This window comes from Stenotrophomonas geniculata ATCC 19374 = JCM 13324 (assembly GCF_001431625.1).
GTDB lineage: Bacteria > Pseudomonadota > Gammaproteobacteria > Xanthomonadales > Xanthomonadaceae > Stenotrophomonas > Stenotrophomonas geniculata.
Genome location: NZ_LLXT01000138.1, coordinates 104,886 through 128,324 on the forward strand (window position 1 = coordinate 104,886; position 23,439 = coordinate 128,324).

Genomic DNA, 23,439 nt, shown 5'->3' on the forward strand with positions numbered 1-23,439 from the left:
CGGGGTGGCATCCGGATGCGGGCGAGGGCATCCGGCATTCAAAGCGCTGCGGCGGCCTCAAGGGCGGTGGCACGATGGCGGGGCAGCGCCAGCAGCGGCATGGCCCGCCGTACCGCCAGTCGCGCCCGCTCGATCAGGGCGTCGCTGTGCACGCGGCCGTCGGCGAAATCGCGATCGGTGGCGTAGACACCCAATGGCAGGGTGCGCGCCTGGAAGAAGCTGAAGAGCGGGCGCAGCTGATGGTCGATTACCAGCGAGTGGCGCTCGCTGCCACCGGTGGCGGCCAGAAGGATGGGGGTGTCGACCAGTGCGTCCTGGTGGATGAAGTCGAAGAAGTGCTTGAACAGCCCCGTGTACGAACCGCGGTAGACCGGCGTTGCCACCACCAGTACGTCGGCCTGTTCAACAGCAACCAGCTGCCGCTCCACAGCGTCGGGCAACTGTGAGCGCCACAGTGCGCCGGCCAGCTGCGGCGCCAGCTCGCCCAGTTCGATCAGGTGTTGCTCGCAATGGATGTCCTCGCCGATCAGGTCCAGCAGATGCTCGGCCAGCGTGGCGGCCCTGGAAGGGCGTTGCAATCCGCCGGAGACGGCGACGATTCGAAGGGGGTGGGCAGGTGAAAGCATGACCCGATCCTAGTCAGTGCCTTCCATGACGTAAAATGGTATTACTTCACCAATCCATGAGCGAGATTCATCGTCATGCTGGAACGGATCCACCTCAGCATCGTGCAGCAGGTTGAGCAGCAGGGCTCGCTCACCGCCGCGGCCGGCGCGCTCAACCTGACCCAGTCAGCCCTGAGCCACAGCATGAAAAAGCTGGAGCAGCAGCTCGGCACCGATGTGTGGCTGCGCGAAGGCCGCAGCCTGCGGCTGACCCAGGCCGGGCAATACCTGCTGGCAGTCGCCAACCGCGTGCTGCCGCAGCTGGACCTGGCCGAGGAGCGGCTGGGCCAGTTCGCACAGGGCGAGCGCGGCGCGCTGCGCATCGGCATGGAGTGCCATCCCTGCTACCAGTGGCTGTTGAAGATCGTCTCGCCGTACCTGGCGGCATGGCCGGACGTGGATGTGGACGTCAAGCAGAAGTTCCAGTTCGGCGGCATCGGCGCGCTGTTCGGCTATGAGATCGACCTGCTGGTCACCCCCGACCCATTGCTGAAGCCAGGCCTGAAGTTCATTCCCGTGTTCGACTACGAGCAGGTGCTGGTGGTGGCCAGCAACCACGCCCTGGCCAAGGTGGACTACGTAAAGCCGCGCCAGCTCGGCCAGGAAGTGCTGATCAGCTACCCGGTGCCGTTCGAGCGCCTGGACATCTACAACCAGTTCCTGCTGCCGGCCGGCATCACGCCGCGGCGCCACAAGGCCATTGAAACCACCGACATCATGATGCAGATGGTGGCCAGCGGCCGCGGCGTGGCCGCCATGCCGCGCTGGCTGGTGGAGGAGTACGCTGCGCGCATGGACGTCGTGCCCGTCCGCCTGGGTGCCAAAGGCATCCCCAAGCAGATCTACCTGGGCGCGCGCGAGGCCGATACCGGTATCGACTACCTCCAGGCCTTCATCGAGCTGGCCCGTAACAGCTCGCCGCTTGCCGGCAATGTGGGCGGAGCGCGTTGATGTCGGCAGGCATGTCACTGCGGGCGGACGCCTTCCTCAACGCCTTTTCACTGGAAGTCAGCGCGAAAGCCATGCCTGCGCTGCGCGCCGAGGCGGCCCGCATACCGCGCGGCACAATCATCTCCATTCCCTGGCTGGCCAGCGAGGACGACGATGCACGCCTGGCCGCCGCATGCGCGGTGCGCGAGCTCGGCTTCGAGCCGATGCCGCATCTCTCCGCGCGGCGTATCGGGTCACACGCAGCGCTTGAACGCTTCCTGGAACGTGCCGCCGGCGAAGCCGGGGTCGCGCGTTGCCTGCTGATCGCGGGTGACCTGGCCACGCCCATCGGACCATTTGCAGACAGCGCGTCGATCATCGAGACCGGTCTTCTGGAGCGACACGGTATCAAGGTCGCCGCCATCGGCGGGCATCCGGAAGGCCACCCGGTAATGAGCAGTGACGAACGCTGGCAGGCGCTTCAACACAAATGCCAGCGCATCGAAGCACGCGGCATGGCCCCCTTGATCGTCACCCAGTTCGCGTTCGATGCCGATACCGTGCTGACCTGGCTGGATGCACTGCGCACGCGTGGCATCACCGTTCCGGTGCTGGTCGGTGTGCCGGGTCCGGCCAGCATCACCCGCTTGCTGCGTTATGCGGCGATGTGCGGCGTAGGCGCCAGTGCATCGATGCTCGCCCGGTATGGCATCTCGATCGGCCGCCTGCTCGGAACGGCGGGGCCGGAGGTTTTCGTCGATCGCCTGGTGAAGGGCTTGACCAGCGCGCATGGCCAGGTCAGTCCGCACCTGTTCCCGTTCGGCGGTGTTGCGCCCTCGCTGGAGTGGATCGAGCGGTACCGGCAGCGTGTTCGCGGTGCGCGCGGCGTAATCCACGAAGACTGACAGCTGTCACTGGTCGCCATTGGGGCGGAAGCGAATAGTGAGCGCCAAGGCGAGGGCCCCTCGCCACCTTCACCAAGGGACCGCTCATGTTCGTCGGCAAGTACTGCCGGTACCTGGCCTCGTTGCGGATGGATGCGGCAGGCAAGGGGCTGGAAACCGCAGGCTGATTGACCTGGTAGTGCCGGCCGCTGGCTGGCTTCCCCATGCAGCGTTGCGCGGGGCTGGCGCAGGCGTCACGATGCCCGCCACTGGCCAACACCGGAAACGCTGACGTCATGAAGACCACATCCTGGTTCTGGATCAACGTGGCCAGTCACTTCGGCATTGTCGCAGCCCTGGCTTGGCTGCCCGCACGGTGGACGGGGCAACTTGTGGAAGCCCTGGCCGGGACTCAGCCGGCTATCGGCGACACCCGCCATTTGGCCTTCATAGGCTCCATGTTCGGCTTCTGCGTGACCGCACTGATCCTGATGGGGGTGTTGACTGTCACCGGCGAACTGCTGGGTTTCTCCAGGCCCTATGCGCGACGGTCGGAGGCCCAGAACGAAGCGCAGGCCGTCCACCGGAAGGTACTGCTGACTGCATTCGCCACGCTCTCATGGGTGGCCGTGGGATCGCTTGCAGGTATTGCGTCGATCTTCGCGGCCTCGTCATGAAGGGCGACCCTGTCAGCGCCCAGTGTGCCGGAACGGATGGGTGCGTGAACTGCGGGGCTGCTCACGCCTCCCCACGCCACTGGCTCATCAGCATCTGCAGGAATCGCTCCGCCGTGGGCGAGAGCAGGGCGCCGCGGCGGCGGACGATGCCGATCGTGCGTGACACCACCGGGTTGCCGATCGCGCGCGTCACCAGGGTGGGGTGATCCCCATCTGGCGTAGCCATCTTCGGCAGCACCGACACTCCGATGCCCGCCTCGACCATGCCCAGTGACGTCGACAGGTGGGTCACTTCGTAGTGCCAGCTCAACTTGAGGTTCTCGCGCGCCAGCGCACCATCCAGCAGCGTGCGGTTGCCGCTGGTGCGATGCACGGTGATCAACTGGTGCTCGGCCAGGTCGGCCCATTCCACCTTGCGCTTGCGCGCCAGCGGATGATCGCGACGGCACGCCAGCACGAACGGGTCCTCTGCCAGTACGTCGAAATCGAGATTCGGATCGTTGGCGCCCATGAAGTTGATGCCGAACTCCACTTCGCCACGTTCCACTGCCTGCAGCCCCTCCGTGGCCGGGATATCCAGAATGCGGAAGCGCACGTTCGGGTGCGCTTCGTGGAAACGCGCCATCACGCTGGGCAGGAAGTAGAACGCCGCCGTCGGCAGGCAGGCGATGGTCACTGTCGCGCCGCGGGTGTCTTCGCGGCCGCGCAGCGAGAACAGTGATCCATCGAATTCCTCCAGCATGCGGCGCACCAGCGGCAGCAGGTTCTCGCCGACAGCGGTGGTACTGACGCTGCGCGTGGTGCGCTCCAGCAGCGGCGACCCCACCGCCTGTTCCAGTTTCTGGATACGCCGGCTGAGTGCTGGCTGGGAGACGTGCAGGATTTCCGCGGCGCGATGGAAGCTGCGGGTCTCCGACACCAGCAGGAACGCACGCAGATCCAGGATTTCGCAATTAATGCTCATTGGGTATCAATCATCCAAAAATCAGCAATTCACAGATCAATTGGGGTCATGCCAGTATCGAATCACAGAGGGGTCATTCATCCCCCACGCGCATCAATCTAGCACACGTATGTCCAACGATCTGCTCAGCATTCCCTGCGTTCTCATGCGCGGCGGTACCTCCAAGGGCCCGTTCTTCCTGGCCAGCGACCTGCCGGCGGACACCGCCGAACGCGATCGCCTGCTGCTGGAAGTGATGGGATCGGGGCATCCGCTGCAGATCGATGGCATCGGCGGAGGCAACGCGCTGACCAGCAAGGTGGCGATCATCGACCGCTCCAGCCGTCCGGACGCCGATGTCGACTACCTGTTCGCCCAGGTACGGGTAGAGCAGCAGGTGGTGGATACCTCGCCGAACTGCGGCAACATGCTGGCGGCCGTAGGCCCGTATGCCATCGAGCGTGGGCTGGTGCAGGCGCAGGATCCGCAGACCGAGGTGCGCATCCACAACGTCAACACCGGCAAGCTGATCGTCGCCACGGTGGAAACGCCCGGCGGCAACGTGGTGTACCGAGGTGACACGCGCATTGCCGGCGCGCCGGGCTCGGCTTCGCCGGTCAGGCTCTCCTTCCTTGATGCGGCAGGTGCCCGCACCGGCAAGCTGCTGCCCAGCGGGCACGCGCAGGAGACCATTGATGGCGTGCCGGTCAGCCTGGTGGACTGCGCGATGCCGATGATGCTGGTGCGTGCCGAAGACCTGGGCGTGCGCGGCGATGCCCCGCCCGCCGAACTGAACGCGGACGCGGTATTCATGCGCCGGCTGGAAGCGTTGCGCATCGAGGCGGGCGCCCGCATGGGCATCGCCGACGCTGGCAACAAGGTCATTCCGAAGCCGGTGCTGCTGTCGGCGCCGCAACATGGGGGCGATCTGCAGGTGCGCTATTTCATGCCGCATCAATGCCACACCGCGCTGGCCATTACCGGTGCGGTTGGCCTGGCCACCGCCGCCGTTACGCCGGGCACGCTGGCCCACACTTTGGTCGGATGCCTGTCCGTTCCCGGCCGCATTACCCTCGAACATCCGAGTGGGGCCCTGGAGGTGGGCCTCAGTCGCAGCTCGCAGGACGCGCCGGTCGTTGCCAGCGTGGTGCGCACCGCACGCCGGCTGTTCGAAGGCCGCGTGTTTGCCACCACGCCAGCGCCAGCCGTGGCCGGTTCCACCCAAGACCGCCAATGGACGTCAGCGGCATGATCTGAAACCGGCTGGGTCGGCACAGGCGTGCCTGCCCCGCCACCACAACGTAGATGCTTCACTCCTGGGAGGGATGATGTACAAGCAGTTCCTGATGGCCGCGCTGTGCGCGGCCGGCCTGGCCGCGGCCGGGTGCAGCAACAGCGGCCGCGCCGAAGGTGCGACCACAGGCAGCGCTGACAACGCACCGGTGCGCATCAGCGTCGGTTCCTACAACCTCAACAACCTGCCGTTCTTCATCGCCGACGCAAAGGGCTATTTCAAGGATGTCGGTCTCGAAGTGAAGACCGAGAACTTCGCCCAGGGCGGCTCCAAGGTATTGCAGGCGCTGGTGGCCAATTCCACCGACGTGGCCGTCGGCTTCTACGACCACACCATCCAGATGCAGGCCAAGGGCAAGGACGTGGTGGCCTTCGTGCTGCTCTCGCGTAACTCCGGTCTGGTGATGGCCGGCCGAGAGGATGCCACCTTCGATCCGGCCCGCCCGGAGACCATCAAGGGGCAGAAGGTCGGGATCACCGCGCCGGGCTCATCGTCGGACTTCTTCGTCCGTCACTTCCTGGCGCAGCACGACATTCCGGTGGACAGCGTCTCGCTGATCGGCGTCGGCTCCGGTGCTGCGGCGGTCGCCGCGCTGGAGCAGGGCAAGATCGACCTGCTGGTCAACTACGACCCAGCCGCCACCCTGATCACCGAGCGCAAGGTCGGGAAGATCCTCCTCGACGCGCGCAGCGATTACGGCGCCCGCCAGGTCTATGGCGGCCTGTACCCGACCTCGGTGATGTATGCCAACCAGAGCTTCCTGGACAAGCGCCCCGAAGCGGCCGAGAAGATCGCCCGTGCCGAGCAGATGGCATTGAAGTTCATCGCCGACAACAGTGCCGAAGAGATCGTTGCCGCGCTGCCGGACAGCTACGTCTCCGGCGACCGCGCCACCTATGCCCGCGCGGTGGAGAACGCCCGCGCGATCTTTACCCGGGACGGTCACTTCACGCCGGCCGACCTGGAAACCCCACTGAAGGTGCTGCGCGAGTTCAACACGGATGTGGCCAAGGCCAACATCGATCTGTCCAGGACCTACACCAATGCCTTCGTCGAGCGTGCCCACGCTGCGGCGCCGGCGGCCCAACCGTGATCGGAGGTAACCCCATGGCCCTCAATGCCACCGTGCGCCAGCTCAACGGCGCGCCGCAGCTGGAGCCTGCACAGACCATGGTCGCCCTCAACAAGGTGACCATGTCCTTCGGCGAATTCACCGCCGTGCGTGATGTCGACATCCAGGTGGGTGACGGCGAGTTCCTTGCCATCGTCGGCCCGACCGGCTGCGGCAAGAGCACCATCCTCAATTCCGTGGCGGGGCTATTGAAACCGTCCTCCGGAGAAGTAGCCATCGATGGCCGCACTGTCAGCGGCGTGCAGGAGTCGGTCGGCTACCTGTTCCAGCAGGATGCGCTGCTGCCGTGGAAGACGGCTTACCAGAATGTTGAACTCGGCCTGCGCTTCCGCGGCGTGCCCGAAGCCGAACGCAAGGCCAAGGCCAACGCGTGGCTGGCCAAGGTCGGCCTGGCCGGTTTCGAGCATCGCTACCCCCACCAGCTGTCCGGTGGCCAGCGCAAGCGTGTGCAGATGGCGCAGGCGCTGATTGTCGAGCCGAAGGTGATCCTGATGGATGAACCGTTCTCGGCGCTGGACATCCACACCCGGCACCTGATGCAGAACGAGCTGCTGCGCCTGTGGCAGGAGGACCGGCGCTCGGTGATCCTGATTACCCATGACCTGGAAGAAGCGATCGCCCTGGGGGATCGCGTGGTGGTGCTGTCCTCCGGCCCGGCGAGCCGCGTGGTGCGCAGTTTCGACGTGGATCTGGAACGGCCGCGCAATGTGGCCGAGATCAAGCTGGATGACCGTTTCACCGACCTGTACCGCGACATCTGGGCCTGCCTGCGCGGCGAAGTGGAGAAGAGCTATGCACGCCAAGACTGACAAGTTCATCCAGCTCGCGCTGGTGGTCGCCGTGTTCGGTGGCTGGGAAGGTGGCATCGCGCTGGGCGTGATCGATCCGTTCTTCTTCCCTTCGCCAACAGCGATCGTGCAGCAGGCCTGGACCTGGCTGTCCGATACCTCGTTCTACCAGCACGTCTACATCACCCTGACCGAAACCGCGCTGGGCTACATCATCGGCACCGGCCTGGGTGTGGCTGGCGGCGTGTGGCTGGGCCTGAGCCGACGCTCGGCGCGCATCCTCGACCCCTTCATCAAAGGCTTCAACGCAATTCCGCGCGTAGTGCTGGCGCCGATTTTCGTGTTGTGGCTGGGGCTGGGCCTGTGGTCGAAGGTGGCGCTGGCGGTCACCCTGGTGTTCTTCACCACGTTCTTCAATGCCATGCAGGGCGTGCGCGAGGTGAATCCGGTGGTGCTGGCCAATGCCCGCATCCTGGGTGCAAGCCGTAGCGACCTGCTGCGCCATGTCTACTTCCCTGCAGCAGCCAGCTGGATCCTGTCCTCGCTGCGCACCTCGGTGGGCTTCGCGGTGGTCGGCGCGATCATCGGTGAGTACCTCGGGGCCTCGGCGGGCCTGGGTTACCTGATCGCGCAGGCCGAGGGCAACTTCAATGCCGTGGGCGTGTTCGCCGGCATCATCATCCTGGCCGCCTTCGTGCTGGTCATCGACGCCCTGCTGGACGTGGTCGAGAACAAGCTGATCACCTGGCGTCCCAACGCCCAGGCACAGGCCACCAGCTGAACCGGCCGCGCTGACCGGCCCGCCGCGCCGCCGGACCGATCCGGCGGCGCGCACTTCCTCCCCCGATCTTCCCCCGCACCACCGCAACAGGCCAGCGCCGGGCCAGGGGGCCGGCTGGCCGGAGAGAGAGCCCATGAATCATTCCACCGTGCTGCCGCTGGCAGTGCTGCCGGTCGCGCTTGGCCTGCTGTTGGCCAGTGGCCATGTTGGCGCCCAGGCTGTTTCGTCCCCTCCCGCACCACTGAGCCAGACCGAACTCTCACGCCTGGTGCAGCAGCAGGCGCTGCAGATCCAGCAGTTGGAGGCGCGCCTGCGTGCCGTGGAGGGCGGGCGCGGCACTTCCGGCGCGGCGGTCGCAACGCAGGCTCCCGCGCTGGACACCCGCATTGCCGCACTGGAATCCAGCCAGGCCAAGGCGCCCAAGGTCACCTGGTCCAAGGGCGCACCGGAATTCAGCAGTGCCGATGGCAGCGTGGTGTTCCGTCCGCGCGGACGCCTGTTCGTCGACGCATCCAGCACCGATGGATCCTCAGTGAGTGACCGCAACATCTCCGGTACCGAGATCCGCTCGGTGCGGTTGGGCGCCGAAGGCCGCTACGGCATCCTCGGCTGGGCGGTGGAAGGTGACTTCGCCGACAACGCGGTGGCGTGGAAGTCGGTCTACGCCACCGTGGACCACCGCCTGTTCGGGCTGCCGGCCGACCTGACCGTGGGCAACCGCCTCAACGACCGGGGTATCGACGGCTCCAGCAGCACGTCCAACACGCCGTTCCAGGACCGCAACGTGGTCGGCACGCTGATGCTGCCGCAGCGCGGCCTGTTCGGTGTCGGCCTGACCGAGCGCGTGTACGGCAAGGACTGGCATGCCAGCCTGTCGGTGGCCGGCAACGATCTCAACAACACCGGCACCGACAACGACAGCCAGACCTGGGCCACGCGCGTGCATTGGAACCCGGTGGCCAACGATGCGGTCACGGTGCACTTGGGGGCCTGGGCCTTCCACGAGGAGATCGCCGCAGGCGCCAGCGGCGTCGTCCGCAGTTCGGCCATCGCCGGGCACTTCAACGACCTGGTCAAGATCGCGCCGGGCACACTGCTGGGCGCCGAGCGCAGCACGGCCCATGGCGCGGAACTGGCAGGCTTCTTCGGGCCGGCCTGGGCGACCGGCGAATGGGGTACGCGCAACCTGCGCGGGGCCGACGCCAGCGGGCGCTACGATCTGGACCACCAGGCCTGGGCGATTTCGGCGGGCTGGTTCCTGGCCGGTGCAAGGCCGGCCTATTCGGGCAAGGCCGGCACCTGGGGCCGGGTCAAGGTGGCCGATCCTGTCACCCGCGGCGGCGCCGGGGCATGGGAACTGAAGGGGCGCTACGAGGATGTGGACTATGCCGAGCTGCCCAGTGGCGGTACCGGCCACGCGTGGACGCTGGGTGCGAACTGGTATCTCAACGACTTCAGCCGCGTGATGTTCGAGGCGATCCGTTGGCAGACCCGCAACCGCAGCGGCACCGGCCAGGGCAGGGATGAAGGCACCACCTTCAACACCCGCCTGCAGGTGGCCTTCTAGAAGCGCATGCCGCTCGTGCGCCGATCAGAGCAGCAGCAGTGCTCCGATCAACGCCGGCGGCATCACCAGCGCGCCGACACGCAGGAAGTCGAGCGCGCTGACATGCTCGCCCTCGCGGCGCAGCGCCACCAGCCACAGCATCGTCGCCAGCGAACCGGTGACCGACAGGTTGGGCCCCAGATCCACGCCGACCAGCAATGCGGCACGGGTCTGCGCCGGCAGGTCGGCCATCTGCCCCAGCGAACCGGCGGCCAGGCCGACCGGCAGATTGTTGGCCACGTTGCTCAGCAGCGCAGCCGCGCCACCGGCCAGCCAGCTGGCCTGGCGGGGAGACGCCTGCGCCACGGCCTGCAGCGCGCTGGCCGCGGTCTGGATGACACCGGTCTGCGCCACCGCTTCCACCAGCACGAACAGTCCCGCCACCAGCGGCAGCACGCCCCAGGACACGTGTCGCAGCAGTGGCAGCGGGCTGCGCCGCTGGCGGATCGCCACCACCGCCACACTCAGCGTGCCCGCGCAGAACGTGGTCAGGCCCAATGGCCCGTTCAAGGCGGACGTGACCAGCAACACGGTGCCGGTGAACAGCACGCCCAGTGCGCTCAGCCGGCCGCCGTCGGTCAACGGGCGATGCGCCGGCGCGGCCACCAGCGGCTGGGCGATCTCGCGCCGGTGCACCCAGCGCAGGACCAGGTAGGTGGCACCGATCGCCGCCGCCGACGGCAGCGCGAACTGCGCCAGCCACTGCAGCAGCGGCGGCATGTGCTGGCCGTACACCACCAGGTTGGCCGGATTGGAAATAGGCAGCACGAAGCTGGCCGCATTGGCGATGAATGCACAGACGAACAGGTAGGGCAGGGGATTGGCGCGCGCCGCCTTGCAGGCGGCGTAGACCGCTGGGGTCAGCACCACGGCCGTTGCATCGTTGGACAGGAACACCGTCACCAGCGTGGCGACCAGGAACACCAGGTCGAACAGGCGTCGCCCGGATCCGCCCGCATGCCGGACCGCGTACAACGCCACCCAATCGAACAGGCCTTCGCGCCGCGCCAGTTCGGCCAGCATCATCATGCCGACCAGGAAGAGGTAGACGTCGCGGCCTTCGGCCACCGCGCCCCATGCGGTGTGCAGCGACACCGCGCCCAGCAACGGCAAGAGGGCGGCAGCGCACAACGCCCACACATATTCGGGGATGCGGAAAGGACGGAACAGCAGGCCGATGGTGGCAACGGCGACCGCTGCCCAGATCACGAGGGGGGCTTGGGGGGCGAGCATGGAGTGGGGCTTCAGCGGCACCGGCAGCGACCCCGGCGCAGGGGGTCCTGGCGCGCGTGATCAGCGGATGGGCGGCCGCTGCAATCATCGCAGGTTCCGGGTCGCCGCATCATACCGTGCGGCGCGGCATGGCGACCGCTGCAGTCGACCGCGCTGCAGGTGGGCCGGGGCGGCGCCCAGCCCACCTTCAGCACTCAAGCGCGGCATGACTTCAGGCACTGCAGTTTGACTACACATGTAGTCAAACTGCACACACGCTCATTGGACGAGATTGCGATGCCAAGATCCTGCTGGTTGTCCTGCGCCCTGGCCCTGGTGTTCGGCATCGCCGGGCCCACCCAAGCGGCGACGCGTGCCGAAGCCCTTGCCGCGATCGAGCGCAACGCGCGCGGCGCGCATTCCGATGCGGTCCTGGTGATGCACGACCGGGAAACGCTGCTTGAGCTGAAGCCCGCCGCGGGGCAGGAATCGGTTCACCTGATGTCGGCCACCAAGTCGGTCGTCGCGCTGGCCATTGCGTTGCTGCTGGACGAAGGAAAGCTGGCTTCGATCGATACGCCGGTCAGCCAGATCTATCCCGAATGGAAGCAGGGCAGGAAGAGCGCCATTACCGTGCGCATGCTGCTGGACCATACCTCGGGCCTGCAGAACGTGGCGAACGCGGGCGAAGAGCTGGAAGGGGCCCCTGACCTGGTCAGGCTGGCACTGGCCGCCGAGCTGAGCGATGCCCCGGGTACCGTGTTCTCCTACAACAACAAGGCCACCAACCTGCTGCCCGGTATTGTCGAGCGCCTGGCAGGCGAGCCGCTGGATGCCTATGTGGACGCGCGCCTGTTCAAGCCCCTGGGCATTGCCCACTACACCTGGATGAAGGATGAGGCAGGCACCCCGCTGGGCATGGCCGGGCTGTCCCTGCGCGCGGCCGATCTTGCCGCCATCGGGCAACTGTTGCTGGAAGGAGGCGTGGCGCCGGATGGCAAACGTCTCCTGAGTGAGCAGTCGGTCGCGTTGATGACGACCGAAAGCGCCCGTGCGCCAGATGTCGGGCTGCTGTGGTGGCGGGTACCGGCCTGGGAACGCTACCAGCTCAAGCCCCGGCTACAGGATCTGCTGGTGCAAAGGAGGGTGGAAGACGACGTGCAGCGCGCACTGCAGGCCAGTGCAGGGCGTGCATTCGAAAGCCGCAGCGCGCTGGTGGCCTTCCTTGCCGATCAGTTGGGCGCGGACTGGTCGCAGCGTTACGGCAGCCAGATCTCCGGGCGAGGGCTGAAGCTTGCCGATCTCTACGACATCACACGGGGGCCGGTCGTCGGCTTCGCCGCCAACGGCTACCTGGGCCAATACATGATGATCATCCCGGAACAGCGTGTCGTCGCAGTGCGCCTGATCCACCGGCGCGAGAGCCACAACGCTCCACAGGACGACTATCCCTCCTTCTTCGCCGATGTCCTGCAGTTGGCGCGGACACTGCAATAGGCCCTGTCGCCATCATGTCCACGCGCGCTGAACATCTTCCTGGAGCGTTCTTCACTGTCGTGCCGCCTAAAGTGGGATGACATCTTGGCCGCACACCTACTGAAGCATGTTTGATTATCAGGACTGGACCTTCCACACCAATGGCCGAACGGTAGTGGCGCGGGTAGCGCTGGACGGTGAAGGTGGCGGCACCATCAACCGCTACCAGCTGGTGCCGGGACCGGCGCAGTCGGGGTTGTGCATCAAGGTCGCCTCCCAGGACGAGGCCGCGCAGAAACTGGAGGCCGAAGTGACGAAGCTGCTGGGACCGGTGTGGTAGCCACTGCGCCATGCCGGCCGGGCATCCGCATGCTGATGGCGGAATGACCGGCCCGGGCAACGGGCATCGCGCCGGATGCCCGTTGCATGAGGACGCCTACTTGGGCATCAGCACGGTGTCGACCACGTGGATGACGCCGTTGGACTGGCTGACATCTGCAACGCTGATGCCTGCCTTGCCACCCTCTGCATCGATCACCCAGAGCTTGCCATCGTGGAGCGCCACGGTGAGAGGCTCACCCTGCACGGTCTTCAGGGTGGCCTTGCCGCCGTGCTTGCGGGCATCGGCCAGAAGCTGGGCCGAACTGTAGCTGCCCGGGACGACGTGGTAGGTCAGGATCCGGGTCAACCGTGCCTTGTTTTCCGGCTTCACCAGCGTATCGACAGTGCCTGCAGGCAGTTTTTCGAAGGCCGCATTGGTGGGCGCGAAAACAGTGAAGGGCCCGGTGCCGTTGAGGGTGTCGACCAGGCCGGCTGCTTTGACCGCTGCAACGAGCGTGGTGTGATCCTTGGAATTGACGGCGTTCTCGACGATGGTCCTGGTGGGGTACATTTCTGCCCCGCCCACGATGACGGTGTTGGCGGCGAAAACTGAGGAGCCGGACGAAACGAGTACGGCGAAGCCGACTGCGGCGGCGATGCGCTGAAGAGCGTTCACGGTGCGTTCCTTTCTGGATGACCCACAAGTGCGGGCATCTTTCCTACGTCGGGTGAGCGTGACCGGATGCAGCAGCCGGGCCATCGGCTGTGCTGGTTTGCTGCGCTGCATGGTGACAAGCGCGAACCGGGGTGATTACTCTCCGCTGCAACGCGATGGTAGCGCTACCAGTCGGACGGGGATCCAGGGTCCGGGAGGCTGCCTTCTTTGCCGCGTGTTTGTCCTGGCAGGCTTGAAAAGCAAGTGTAAGTCGCGGCGTGCCCGAGCACCCGTGCTGTTCGGTTTGGAATGCGGGCCACGCCCGTGCGTGCCCCTGGGAGGGGGCGGTACATCCATTCGATCGTATGTCAGAGGGGACTTTCATGAGCACCTGCAGTTTCCGTGGCACCCCGGGCCCGAGGTCCGGTTCATGAGCCGCGCGTTGGCGAAGTTCCGGTCCCGGGCCATGTTCACCTTCGTGGGTGGTGCCCTGGTCATCAATCCCGCCTTTGCGCAGGACGCCGCACCGGCGACCGGGCAGCAGCCGCAGAGCCAGTCGCAACCCACCCAGCTTGATGCAGTGCAGGTCACGGGCATACGCAACAGCCTGAGCCAGGCCATGGATATCAAGCGCGACTCGGCGGGCGTGGTCGATGCGATCAGCGCCGAGGACATCGGCAAGTTCCCCGATACCAATCTTGCCGAGTCGTTGCAGCGCATCACCGGCATCTCCATCGAGCGCCGTGACGGCGAGGGCGCGCAGGTGACCGCGCGTGGCTTCGGTCCGCAGTTCAACATGGTCACGCTCAACGGTCGGCAGATGCCGGGCGCGGACGCGTTCGGTGCCTCCGGACAGGTGGCCATCGGCGGTGTCGACGGCGGTACCCGAGCCTTCAATTTCGCGCAACTGGCCGCCGAGGCCATCAATGGCATCGAGGTCTACAAGACCAGCCAGGCACAGGTGCCCAGCGGTGGCATCGGCGCGACGATCAATATTCTGACCTCGCGCCCGCTCGATCACGCCGGCATCGTGGCCAACGCCGGGGCGAAGCTGGTCTCCGACCAGAGCCAGCCGTTCGACAATGACCTGACACCGGAGCTGTCGGGCATCTTCAGCTACAGCAATCCGGAAAAGACCTTTGGCGTCAGCCTCAGTGCGAGCCAGCAGAAGCGCAAGGGTGGCTCGGTGCAGGCCACGGAGAACTACTGGAACGTGCAGCCGTGGACAGGGTCGATGCCGGGCAACCCGACCGTGGTCAATGCCCCGGCCGTCGGCCAGCTTTACGCGCGGCCCAACGACCTGCGCTACGCGTTCTCCGAATTCGAACGCGAACGCGTCAACGGTCAGGCCGTGCTGCAGTTCGCACCAACGGACAGCCTGACCCTGACCGTGGATTACACCTACTCGACCAACGAAATCACCGAGAATCGCGGCGAGCAGGGCATGTGGCTGCAGAACAGCAACTACACCAACGTCGAGTTCGACACCAGTGGCGCCGTCGCGACGCCGGTATACATCCGTGAAATCGCCGGCACCAAGGATTTCGGCCTGGAACAGCAGCGCAGCATGCAGGAATACAAGCTGGGTTCGCTGGGTTTCAATGCCGTCTGGAATGTCAGCGACCGCTTCAAGCTCAGCTTCGATGCGCACAACTCGAAGAACGAGAGCCGCCCGAATGACCCGCTCACCGGCGGTGGTTCGATCTTCATGAGCATCGCCGGCACCAACAACTGCACCCGTGGCCCGCATTGCGGTGGCTCCTGGGTGCAGGAGTTGAACTTCAACAATGGCCTGCCGGTTGGCACCCAGGTCTGGTATCCCAGCACCGCCGATGCGGTCGCCGGGACCAATGGCGTGGTCAATCCGGGCTTCCAGGAAGGCGAGGTTGGCACGCAGGTGCTGCGCGTCAACGCGCAGACCCAGATCAGCGAGATCAAGCAGGCGCGCGTCGATGGCGAATGGAACTTCGACCACGGCCGCTTCCAGTTCGGCGTGGACACCAACAAGTCCACCACCCACCGCATCCAGGCCGCCGAGGCCTACTCCACCCTGGGTGACTGGGGCGTGGCCAACGTGGACCGGGATACCGCCGCGGGCCTGATGGACCTGCTTCAACCGGTCAGCATCGTCGGCTTGTTCGACGACTACAGTGCAAACAGCTGGCCGGCCTGGCGCGGCAATGCCGGGCAGCTCGCGCAATGGGCGTCGCGCGAGTACGGCGTTGGCCTGGGTGTGAACCCGCAACGCGCGGCCGACAATTTCGTGGAAGAGAAGACCAAGGCGGCGTACTTCCAGGTAGAGCTGGACGGGGAACTGGGCGGCATGCGCACCAACACGCGCCTGGGAGTGCGCTATGAAACCACCGACGTGGTGTCGACCTCGGTCATTGCCGTTCCCGAGTCCATCGAGTGGCAGGCCAACAACGATTTCCGCATCGTGCTGTCCGATGAGCAGCAGCCCTTCACGGAAAAGGCGCGGTACAGCTACATCCTGCCCAACCTTGATTTCAGCATCGACCTCACCGAGGAACTGAAGGGCCGTGTGTCGTTCGGCAAAAGCATCGCCCGCGCGCCGTACGGCAATCTCTATGCAGGACCCGGGGCCCAGCAACCGTTCGGCTCGGTGCTGATCGATCCCTCGTCCCGCGCCAGCGGCAATTCGCAGAACCCGAGCCTGAAGCCGCTGGAATCGGACAACCTCGACCTGGGGCTGGAGTGGTACTTCGCCGATGCCAGCTATGTGTCATTGACCTACTGGAACAAGTCGGTCAGCAACTTCATCGGCAACACCGTCGTCCAGGAAAGCCTGTACGGCCTCACCGACCCGACCTCCGGGCCGGATGCGCGGGCGGCGTTGGACTTCCTGACCAGCGGCGCCTGCGTCGCCCAGGTCGGGCCGGCCAACGCAGCCGCCTGCTCGGCCAACGACACCTCGCTGTTCACCGCACTGGCGTTGCTGCGCAACAATCCTGCCGGCCTGGGCGCCTACAACGGAACCGATGCGCAGGTCCTGGCCACCGAAGCGGCCTACGATCTGTATGGGCAGGCCAACGATCCGCTGTACCAGTTCAACGTCAATCGCCCGATCAACCAGAACAAGTCCAAGCTGCACGGCTGGGAGCTGGGCGGGCAGTACTTCTTCGGTGACACCGGGTTCGGCGTACTGGCCAACTACACGGTGGTGAAAGGTGATGTCGGCTACAACAACGGCGGCGATCCGGGTATCGACCAGTTCTCGCTCACCGGCCTGAGCGACACCGCCAACGCCATGCTGATGTACGAGAAGTACGGGTGGTCGGTGCGACTGGCATGGAACTGGCGCGATCAGTACCTGATCCTGGCCAACCAGGGCTCCAGCCGCAATCCGTACTATGTGGAGCCGTACGAGCAGTGGGATCTCAGCGTCAACTACGCGCTCGATGACCACTGGTCCTTCAGCCTGGAGGCGATCAACCTGACCGGTGAGGATGTGCGGTGGCGCTCGCGCACGTCGCAGATGATCGTCAAGCTGGCAGACCAGAGCCCGCGCTACATGCTGGGCGTCCGCTACAAGTTCTGAGCCTGGTTGCCGACGCGTCCGGCACGGCACCGCTGCCCGCCAGCGGTGCCGTGCCGGGACGGTGTCGCCGCACCTGTCGCGCCTGCGCTACCCTGCTGTCCAGCCACCCCGCGCTGGACTGGATATCCTGATGGCCCGCTATGAAATGCTCAACAACATCGCGCATCGGGACCTGAAGGTCGCCACCGGCTTCGGGCCGCAGTTCGGCGATGCGGTGGGCATGGTGCCGGCCTATCCCAGCGAGTTCGCTGAACTGCAGCGTGAGTATCCGATCTTCCTGCGCAGGGAAACCGGGACGGAAGCGTGGCAGTCCGTGGCCCTGCTGGGTTTCGAACAACACGAGAACCTGTTCCTGCAGGTCGGGCGCTGGAATGCCTCCTACCTGCCTGGCGCGGCCGCCAAAGGGCCGTTCCTGATCGGGTTCCAGGAGCACTACGTGGATGGCGTGCTCACCCAGGATGCGGTGATGCACGTGGACCTGGACCATCCGCGCGTCACCGCCGGCGCCGGTGAGCCGGTGTTCCTGCCGCAGGGCGGCAACACGCCCTACCTGGACCACATCGCCGGCGTGCTGCGCGGCATCCACGAGGGGAGTGCCTTCGCGGCCAATATGTTCACGATGCTTGACGACTGCGGGCTCATCCAGCCGGTCATGCTTGATGTGCAGCTCGCGCCGCATCACCGCGTGGGCGTGAGCGGATTGCACGGCATTGACCGCGAGCGCCTGGCAGCGCTGGACAGTTCACGCCTGGCTGCGTTGAACCGCGCCGGTTACCTGGAAGGTGCATACCTGATGCTTGCCTCGCTGCATAACATGCGCCGCCTGATCGCCGAGAAGCAGCGCCGTCTCCGCGTCCAGGACGGCACCACGCAGGCGGTCAGGAACTGACCGGTGCAAGCCAGCCTGCCGATGCGGATCCTGGAAGGCATCGATCCTGCCGCGTTGCCATTGGCTGACCTGGTGGACGCCGGTGAGCCGGTCGTACTGCGCGGCATCGCCAGCGGTTGGCCACTGGTCCAGGCCGGACTGGGTGGCGTGCACGACGCTATGGTGTACCTTTGCAGCGTCGATGCGGGTGCGCCCATCCAGTACTCGTTCGGCGGCCCCGAGATCGCAGGCCGCCCGTTCTACAGCGCGGACTTCACCCGGCTGAACTTCGAAGTGCGGCGTGGCCTGCTGGCCCAGGTGCTGGAAGAGATCGCCACGACGCTGCATGCGCCGCGGCCGCCAACCTATTACGTGGCCTCGCTGCCGATCGAGCGGGCCCTGCTGCCGTCATTCGCGCAGGCCAACGACGCCGGGCTGGCGAAGCAGGGCATCGACGCCACCGCCAGCATCTGGATCGGCAACCGGGTGACGGCCTCGTGCCATTTCGACACACCCGAAAACCTCGCCTGCTGCGCGGTGGGGCAGCGCGAGTTCACGCTGTTCCCGCCCGCTCAGATCGACAACCTCTATCCGGGTCCGCTCGATCCCACGCCGGGTGGACAGGTGGTCAGCGTGGTGGACTTCGAACACCCCGACTTCGGTCGGCATCCACGCTTCCGCGACGCGCTGGCGCATGCACGCAGGGCGGTGCTTGGGCCGGGCGATGCGATCTTCATTCCCAGCATGTGGTGGCACCATGTACGCAGCCTGGAACCGTTCAACGTGCTGGTGAACTACTGGTGGCGAAGCTCGCCGGCCTGGCTGGGGGCGCCTCTGGCGGCGCTACAGCACGCGATGTGGTCCGTGCGCGACCTGCCAGCGCATGAGAAGCAGGCCTGGGAAGGGCTCTTCCGATACTACGTATTCGGCCCCGGCGAGCGCGCCGGGCAGCACCTGCCTGACACGGCGCGCGGGGAGCTGGCACCGTTCGACGAGCAGCGCGCCCGCCGCATGCGCGCGATGCTGCTGGGCAGGCTCAACCGTTGAGAGAGGGCACCGTGTTGGATACCGAGAGCACGCCTGCAGGGCGCATCCGTAAAGTGGTCATTGCCGGTGGCGGTACAGCGGGATGGCTGGCCGGCTGCGCGCTGGCGCATCAGTTCCGTGACCAACTACAGATCACGCTGGTCGAGTCCGAGCAGATCGGCACGGTCGGCGTCGGTGAGTCCACCGTGCCGCCGATCCGCACCTTCCATCGCTTCCTGCAGATCGACGAGCAGGAGTTCCTGCGCGCGGTGGCCGGTACCTTCAAGCTGTCGATCTCGTTCGAGAACTGGCGGCTGCCGGGGGATCGATTCTTCCATCCGTTCGGCACCATCGGCCATGGCACCTGGGCGGCTCCCTTCCATCACTTCTGGCTGGACAGCCTGCGCCGCGGCATGACCTCGGACCTGGGCGACTTCTGCCTGGAGAGCATCGCCTCGCGTGGCGACCGCTTCTCGCTGCACACCCAGCCGCAGGCCAGCTATGCATATCACTTCGATGCCAGCCTGTATGCGCGGTTCCTGCGCCACAGGGCCGAGGCCCACGGCCTGCGCCGGATCGAAGGCAGGATCGCCCTGGTCAGGCAGCACGCACACGACGGCTCGGTGCAGGCGCTGGTGCTGGACGACGGCCAGGTGATCGAGGGCGATCTGTTCATCGACTGCACCGGGTTCCGCGGCCTGCTGATCGAGCAGGCGCTGGGCACCGGCTACGAGGACTGGCACGAATGGCTTCCGTGCGATCGGGCCGTGGCGGTGCAGACCGAAGCGGTGGCGCCGCCGGTTCCCTATACCCGCGCGATCGCCCACGAAGCGGGGTGGCGCTGGCACATCGCGCTGCAGCACCGCGTTGGCTGCGGGCTGGTGTATGACAGCCGCCACCTGTCCGATGACGAGGCCGCAGCGAAGCTGCTGCGCGATGCCGGGGCCCCACCTTTGCGCGATCCATGGAAGGTGCCGTTCCGCAGCGGGCGCCGGCTGAAGGCCTGGAACGGGAATGTGGTGTCGCTCGGGCTGGCCAGCGGTTTCATCGAGCCACTGGAGTCGACCAGCATCCATCTGACGATCAGCGCGGTGGTGCGCCTGATCCAGTTGTTCCCGTTCGACGGCATCCGTGCGTCGCTGGTGAAGCTGTACAACGATGTCAGCCGCCAGGAAATGGAGCACGTGCGCGACTTCATCATCCTGCACTATCACGCAACGCAGCGCACCGAACCGATGTGGAAGGCGTGTCGCGAAATGCGCGTGCCCGAATCGCTGCAGCAGCGGCTGCAGGCGTGGCGCGAGCGCGCACACGCCTGGCAGGACCCCGGCGAGCTGTTCCGCGTGGAATCGTGGACCAGCGTGCTGCTCGGGCAGGGCATCGCGCCCGGTCCTGCCCACCCGCTGGCGCGGGCAGTGAGCGACGCCGATCTGCGCACCCTGTTGAAGGGCATCCAGCAGCCGGTGCAGCAGGCCGCCGCGCAGATGCCGACGCAGGCGGAGTTCATCGCGCAGTACTGCAGGTCCGGCGTTGACGTGTGGCGTTCGACGGCAGCAAACGCGTAGCAGGGTTTTGCGTTGCAGCACGCTTTTTCCGCTGCAGCTGGTTACAGTGCGGCAACACCGGTGGCGATGACGCGAGCGGTGGCAAGGAGGGGCTGAACATCACGCCCCTTTTTTGAGTCCACGGAATGTTAGCGCTACCTTTTTGAATGGAGGCGGTTTCGATGGGTCTGGTTGCAGGAATCGATGCAGGGACGCAGAGCCTGAAGGTGCTGGTCTATGACCCGCGGAAGCAGGCGGTTGTGGCCTCGGCCAGCGCGCCGCTCGCGCTGGACAGCGGCACCGACGGCAGCCGTGAACAGGCGCCTGCCGACTGGGTGTCGGCCCTGCGCGACTGCTTTGCCCGGATCGATCCCTCGCTGCGCGCTCGCATCGTCGCGCTGGCGGTATCGGGCCAGCAGCATGGGTTCGTGCCGGTTGATGATGCTGGTGAAGTACTGGCGCCGGCCAAGCTGTGGTGCGACACCAGCACCTCGGCCGAGTGCATCCAGATCATGGACGCCGTGGGCGGGTTGCAACGGACCATCGCGTTGGCGGGCAACCCGATCCTGGCCGGCTACACAGCGTCCAAGCTGCCCTGGACCCGGATCCACCGTACCGACGCCTACGCGCGGATGGCGACCATCCTGCTGCCACACGACTACCTGAACTTCGTGCTGACCGGGCAGCGGTTCTGCGAGCTTGGCGATGCGTCTGGAACCGGTTGGCTGGACGTGCGCACACGCACCTGGTCGCAGCAGCTGCTGCGCGCAACCGACCCTGATCGTGATCTTGCCGCCTGCCTGCCGCCCATCGCATCACCCGATGCGCTGTTCGATATCGCGCCTGCTGCGGCAGCCGCGCTGGGGCTGCCGACGGCGGTGAAGGTGGCCGTTGGCGGCGGCGACAACATGATGGCGGCGATCGGCACCGGCTGCGTCACGGAAGGTCGGCTGGCGATGAGCCTGGGAACCTCCGGAACGCTGTTTGCCTACTCCGGATCGCCGGTGATCGATACCGACGGCGCCTGGGCAGCGTTCTGCTCGTCGACGGGGGGCTGGCTCCCGCTGATCTGCACCATGAACTGCACCGTGGCGACCGAACAGGTGGCCCGTGCCTTCGGCTTCAGCACTCGCGACGGCGATGCGCACCTGCGCGCGACGCCACCGGGAGCAGGCGGGCTGGTGATGCTGCCGTTCCTCAATGGCGAACGTACCCCTGACCTGCCGCTGGGCAAGGGCGTGCTGGCTGGCCTGGACACCGCCAATTTCACCCCGGCGCATGTGTACCGCGCCGCCATGGAGGGCGCGACCTACAGCCTGAAGTACGGCTACGACGCCTTTGTCCGCGCAGGCATGCAGTTCGATCGCATCGTGCTCACCGGCGGTGGCAGCAACAGCGCTGCCTGGCGTCAGCTGGTGGCTGATGTGTTCGGCCTGCCGGTGGACGTCCCGGTGCAGGCCGAAGGTGCGGCATTTGGAGCGGCGCTACAGGCGTTGTGGGCGTTCGCCAGGGCGCAGGGAGACGCCACCTCGATCAGCGACATCACCGCGCGCCACGTCACCGTCGATCCCGCGCTGTCCGCACGGCCGGATCCGGACCGCAGCGAAGCCTATGCACGGCCCTACGCACGCTTCCTCAGCCATCTTGATGCCATCACGCCGCTGCAGCGCGGCTGATGGCTCCTCCACGACACCCCGTACAACGACAGGAGCACGCACCATGAGCACGCAGCCCTTCATCGGCGCCAAGGAGTACTTCCCCGGCGTCGGCCGCATTCCGTTCGAGGGCAGGGGCTCGGACAATCCGCTTGCCTTCAAGGTCTACGATGCCAACCGGGTCATCGGCGGCAAGACCATGCAGGAGCATCTGCGCTTCGCCGTGTGCTACTGGCACACCTTCTGCAATGCCGGGCACGATCCGTTCGGCCCGGGCACCCGGCAGTTCCCGTGGGAGGCATCGTCGCCGCTGGCCACGGCCGAGGCAAAGGTGGACGCCGCGTTCGAGTTCTTCACGAAGCTGGGCGTGCCGTACTGGTGCTTCCACGACATCGACCTGGCGCCGGACGCCGATGACATCGGCCAGTACCAGAAGAACCTCGCGCACATGGTGGGCCTGGCCAAGGCGCGCCAGGAGGCCACCGGCGTGAAGCTGCTGTGGGGCACGGCCAACCTGTTCTCGCACCCGCGCTACATGAACGGCGCATCGACCAATCCTGACTTCGCGGTGGTCGCGCGTGCAGCCGTGCAGGTCAAGGTTGCACTGGAAGCGACGGTCGAGCTGGGCGGCGAGCATTACGTGTTCTGGGGCGGACGCGAGGGCTATGCGTCGCTGGCCAATACCCAGATGAAGCGCGAGATCGAGCACGTCGCACGCTTCCTGACCATGGCCCGCGACTACGGCCGCAGCATTGGTCTGAAGGGCAACTTCCTGATCGAGCCCAAGCCGATGGAGCCGATGAAGCACCAATACGACTTCGACAGTGCCACGGTGGTGGGTTTCCTGAAGGAGCATGGGCTGGACAAGGACTTCAAGCTCAACATCGAGGCCAACCACGCCACATTGTCCGGGCACACCTTCGAGCACGATCTGCAGGTCGCGTCCGATCACGGCCTGCTGGGCAGCATCGACGCCAACCGCGGCAACGCGCAGAACGGCTGGGACACCGACCAGTTCCCCAGCGATCTGTACGACACCGTCGGCGCGATGCTGGTCGTGCTGCGCCAGGGTGGGCTGGAGGGCGGGTTGAACTTCGATGCGAAGGTGCGCCGCGAGTCGACCGACCTGGAGGATCTGTTCATTGCCCACATTGGCGGCATGGACGCGTTCGCACGCGGCCTGGAGGTTGCCCATGCACTGCTGACCGAGTCGCCCTGGGAGCAATGGCGCAAGGAGCGCTACGCAAGTTTCGACAGCGGTGCCGGCCAGGATTTCGAGCGTGGCACGCTCAGCCTGCCGGACCTGGCGGCACTGGCCTCCCGGCTCGGCGAACCGCGCCAGGCCAGCGGCAAGCAGGAGCGTTACGAAAACCTGCTCAACCAATACCTGCTGCGCTGAGCGCGGCAGGCGAAGGGCGCAACG

20 protein-coding genes are annotated in these 23,439 nt (G+C 66.2%); 16 read left to right on the forward strand and 4 right to left on the reverse strand.

Features of this window, described 5'->3' with window-relative positions:
* Positions 1-38: 38 nt before the first annotated feature.
* Positions 39-626 carry an FMN reductase gene (msuE, locus tag ARC63_RS18365; RefSeq protein ID WP_043395912.1) on the reverse strand — a complete coding sequence of 196 codons (588 nt, stop codon included), beginning with the start codon at positions 624-626 and terminating at the stop codon, positions 39-41.
* A gap of 75 nt (positions 627-701) precedes the next feature.
* On the opposite strand from msuE, the gene ARC63_RS18370 reads away from it, so the two are divergent.
* From ARC63_RS18370 to ARC63_RS18380, 3 genes are all read left to right on the forward strand, one after another.
* Entirely contained in the window at positions 702-1,616 is a 915-nt protein-coding gene (locus ARC63_RS18370) for a LysR family transcriptional regulator (protein WP_057504053.1), read from the forward strand.
* On the forward strand, positions 1,616-2,500 hold the full coding sequence (locus ARC63_RS18375; RefSeq protein ID WP_057504054.1) for a methylenetetrahydrofolate reductase: 885 nt from the start codon (positions 1,616-1,618) through the stop codon (positions 2,498-2,500). The genes ARC63_RS18370 and ARC63_RS18375 overlap by 1 nt, the downstream gene beginning before the upstream one ends.
* 275 nt (positions 2,501-2,775) lie before the next feature.
* Complete coding sequence (locus tag ARC63_RS18380; protein WP_019337724.1) at positions 2,776-3,156, forward strand: hypothetical protein; 381 nt, start codon at positions 2,776-2,778, stop codon at positions 3,154-3,156.
* A 61-nt stretch (positions 3,157-3,217) separates the two neighbouring features.
* Here the strand turns inward: ARC63_RS18380 and ARC63_RS18385 are convergent, their stop codons facing one another.
* A complete protein-coding gene (locus ARC63_RS18385) occupies positions 3,218-4,120 on the reverse strand; it encodes a LysR family transcriptional regulator (protein WP_010485668.1) in 903 nt (300 codons plus the stop codon).
* Between the two features lie 109 nt (positions 4,121-4,229).
* Between ARC63_RS18385 and ARC63_RS18390 the strand changes: the two genes are divergently transcribed.
* The 5 genes from ARC63_RS18390 (at position 4,230) to ARC63_RS18410 (ending at position 9,661) form a co-directional block, all read left to right on the forward strand.
* Positions 4,230-5,351 (forward strand): 4-oxalomesaconate tautomerase, encoded by a 1,122-nt coding sequence (locus ARC63_RS18390; RefSeq protein WP_057504055.1) that lies wholly within the window; start codon positions 4,230-4,232, stop codon positions 5,349-5,351.
* 76 nt (positions 5,352-5,427) lie between these two features.
* On the forward strand, positions 5,428-6,486 hold the full coding sequence (locus tag ARC63_RS18395) for an ABC transporter substrate-binding protein (RefSeq protein WP_057504110.1): 1,059 nt from the start codon (positions 5,428-5,430) through the stop codon (positions 6,484-6,486).
* Positions 6,487-6,500: 14 nt separating this feature from the next.
* Positions 6,501-7,334: an ABC transporter ATP-binding protein gene (locus ARC63_RS18400; RefSeq protein ID WP_057504056.1), complete on the forward strand. Its 834-nt coding sequence runs from the start codon at positions 6,501-6,503 to the stop codon at positions 7,332-7,334.
* Entirely contained in the window at positions 7,318-8,094 is a 777-nt protein-coding gene (locus tag ARC63_RS18405; protein WP_005409726.1) for an ABC transporter permease, read from the forward strand. Before ARC63_RS18400 ends, ARC63_RS18405 begins: the two co-directional genes overlap by 17 nt.
* A 133-nt stretch (positions 8,095-8,227) precedes the next feature.
* Entirely contained in the window at positions 8,228-9,661 is a 1,434-nt protein-coding gene (locus ARC63_RS18410) for an OprO/OprP family phosphate-selective porin (protein ID WP_057504057.1), read from the forward strand.
* 24 nt (positions 9,662-9,685) lie between these two features.
* Here the strand turns inward: ARC63_RS18410 and ARC63_RS18415 are convergent, their stop codons facing one another.
* Entirely contained in the window at positions 9,686-10,933 is a 1,248-nt protein-coding gene (locus ARC63_RS18415) for an arsenic transporter (RefSeq protein WP_057504058.1), read from the reverse strand.
* A gap of 294 nt (positions 10,934-11,227) precedes the next feature.
* Here ARC63_RS18415 and ARC63_RS18420 point away from each other — a divergent pair, with 294 nt between their 5' ends.
* A complete protein-coding gene (locus tag ARC63_RS18420; protein ID WP_057504059.1) occupies positions 11,228-12,409 on the forward strand; it encodes a serine hydrolase domain-containing protein in 1,182 nt (393 codons plus the stop codon).
* Positions 12,410-12,515: 106 nt separating this feature from the next.
* Positions 12,516-12,728, forward strand: coding sequence for a hypothetical protein (locus ARC63_RS18425; RefSeq protein ID WP_057504060.1), 213 nt, complete (start codon positions 12,516-12,518; stop codon positions 12,726-12,728).
* Positions 12,729-12,824: 96 nt separating this feature from the next.
* On the opposite strand, the gene ARC63_RS18430 is transcribed toward ARC63_RS18425, so the two are convergent.
* Positions 12,825-13,385 carry a fasciclin domain-containing protein gene (locus tag ARC63_RS18430; RefSeq protein WP_043395883.1) on the reverse strand — a complete coding sequence of 187 codons (561 nt, stop codon included), beginning with the start codon at positions 13,383-13,385 and terminating at the stop codon, positions 12,825-12,827.
* Positions 13,386-13,794: 409 nt separating this feature from the next.
* Here ARC63_RS18430 and ARC63_RS18435 point away from each other — a divergent pair, with 409 nt between their 5' ends.
* The 6 genes from ARC63_RS18435 to xylA all read left to right on the forward strand — a co-directional run bounded on the left by ARC63_RS18435 (position 13,795) and on the right by xylA (position 23,415).
* Positions 13,795-16,923, forward strand: a complete 3,129-nt coding sequence (locus ARC63_RS18435; RefSeq protein ID WP_029380038.1) for a TonB-dependent receptor — start codon at positions 13,795-13,797, stop codon at positions 16,921-16,923.
* Between the two features lie 130 nt (positions 16,924-17,053).
* The gene (locus tag ARC63_RS18440) at positions 17,054-17,812 is read left to right on the forward strand and encodes a SapC family protein (protein ID WP_057504061.1); all 759 of its coding nucleotides are present in this window, start codon (positions 17,054-17,056) and stop codon (positions 17,810-17,812) included.
* A gap of 3 nt (positions 17,813-17,815) precedes the next feature.
* Entirely contained in the window at positions 17,816-18,838 is a 1,023-nt protein-coding gene (locus ARC63_RS18445; RefSeq protein WP_082587912.1) for a cupin-like domain-containing protein, read from the forward strand.
* Between the two features lie 11 nt (positions 18,839-18,849).
* Complete coding sequence (locus ARC63_RS18450) at positions 18,850-20,382, forward strand: tryptophan halogenase family protein (RefSeq protein ID WP_057504062.1); 1,533 nt, start codon at positions 18,850-18,852, stop codon at positions 20,380-20,382.
* A gap of 161 nt (positions 20,383-20,543) precedes the next feature.
* Positions 20,544-22,037 (forward strand): xylulokinase, encoded by a 1,494-nt coding sequence (gene xylB, locus ARC63_RS18455; protein ID WP_057504063.1) that lies wholly within the window; start codon positions 20,544-20,546, stop codon positions 22,035-22,037.
* 43 nt (positions 22,038-22,080) lie between these two features.
* Positions 22,081-23,415 (forward strand): xylose isomerase, encoded by a 1,335-nt coding sequence (gene xylA / locus ARC63_RS18460; RefSeq protein WP_057504064.1) that lies wholly within the window; start codon positions 22,081-22,083, stop codon positions 23,413-23,415.
* The last annotated feature ends 24 nt before the right edge of the window (positions 23,416-23,439 follow it).

Excerpts from the sequence above, each read along its gene's own strand:
- msuE (WP_043395912.1), bottom strand. The coding sequence starts at position 626 with ATGCTTTCACCTGCCCACCCCCTTCGAATCGTCGCCGTCTCCGGCGGA.
- ARC63_RS18370 (WP_057504053.1), top strand. The coding sequence starts at position 702 with ATGCTGGAACGGATCCACCTCAGCATCGTGCAGCAGGTTGAGCAGCAG.
- ARC63_RS18375 (WP_057504054.1), top strand. The coding sequence starts at position 1,616 with ATGTCGGCAGGCATGTCACTGCGGGCGGACGCCTTCCTCAACGCCTTT.
- ARC63_RS18380 (WP_019337724.1), top strand. The coding sequence starts at position 2,776 with ATGAAGACCACATCCTGGTTCTGGATCAACGTGGCCAGTCACTTCGGC.
- ARC63_RS18385 (WP_010485668.1), bottom strand. The coding sequence starts at position 4,120 with ATGAGCATTAATTGCGAAATCCTGGATCTGCGTGCGTTCCTGCTGGTG.
- ARC63_RS18390 (WP_057504055.1), top strand. The coding sequence starts at position 4,230 with ATGTCCAACGATCTGCTCAGCATTCCCTGCGTTCTCATGCGCGGCGGT.
- ARC63_RS18395 (WP_057504110.1), top strand. The coding sequence starts at position 5,428 with ATGTACAAGCAGTTCCTGATGGCCGCGCTGTGCGCGGCCGGCCTGGCC.
- ARC63_RS18400 (WP_057504056.1), top strand. The coding sequence starts at position 6,501 with ATGGCCCTCAATGCCACCGTGCGCCAGCTCAACGGCGCGCCGCAGCTG.
- ARC63_RS18405 (WP_005409726.1), top strand. The coding sequence starts at position 7,318 with ATGCACGCCAAGACTGACAAGTTCATCCAGCTCGCGCTGGTGGTCGCC.
- ARC63_RS18410 (WP_057504057.1), top strand. The coding sequence starts at position 8,228 with ATGAATCATTCCACCGTGCTGCCGCTGGCAGTGCTGCCGGTCGCGCTT.
- ARC63_RS18415 (WP_057504058.1), bottom strand. The coding sequence starts at position 10,933 with ATGCTCGCCCCCCAAGCCCCCCTCGTGATCTGGGCAGCGGTCGCCGTT.
- ARC63_RS18425 (WP_057504060.1), top strand. The coding sequence starts at position 12,516 with ATGTTTGATTATCAGGACTGGACCTTCCACACCAATGGCCGAACGGTA.
- ARC63_RS18435 (WP_029380038.1), top strand. The coding sequence starts at position 13,795 with ATGAGCCGCGCGTTGGCGAAGTTCCGGTCCCGGGCCATGTTCACCTTC.
- ARC63_RS18440 (WP_057504061.1), top strand. The coding sequence starts at position 17,054 with ATGGCCCGCTATGAAATGCTCAACAACATCGCGCATCGGGACCTGAAG.
- xylB (WP_057504063.1), top strand. The coding sequence starts at position 20,544 with ATGGGTCTGGTTGCAGGAATCGATGCAGGGACGCAGAGCCTGAAGGTG.
- xylA (WP_057504064.1), top strand. The coding sequence starts at position 22,081 with ATGAGCACGCAGCCCTTCATCGGCGCCAAGGAGTACTTCCCCGGCGTC.